Source organism: Neisseria sp. P0017.S009, assembly GCF_051957375.1.
GTDB classification, from domain to species: Bacteria; Pseudomonadota; Gammaproteobacteria; order Burkholderiales; family Neisseriaceae; genus Neisseria; species Neisseria perflava.
Window position 1 is genome coordinate 1 of sequence record NZ_JBQCWL010000050.1, and the last position, 230, is coordinate 230.

Annotated in this window: 1 protein-coding gene; it reads right to left on the reverse strand. The window is 47.0% G+C overall.

What is annotated here, in order from left to right; translation table 11 throughout:
* A partial coding sequence (locus ACTHTG_RS11275; protein WP_440362657.1) for a hypothetical protein occupies nt 1-230 on the reverse strand: 230 nt, incomplete at both ends.

Below are 230 nucleotides of genomic sequence, written 5' to 3' on the forward strand. Positions count from 1 at the left end.
GGCGATGTATCATGCTCGGGAATCATAATGTCTTCTGAAAGACGATACGGCAGGGGTATATCAGACAGGGCTGTCCACAGCGCAAACTCCTCGGGCTTTTCGGCTTTGATTTTTCCGAACGCAGTGCATTGGTCTTGAAAAAGCTGCCAGCAAGCGTGACAGTCGGCGAGTGGGGAATTAATTTCAGAAGAGATGATTTTATGGTTTTTGATTAGTCGGTGATACGGATT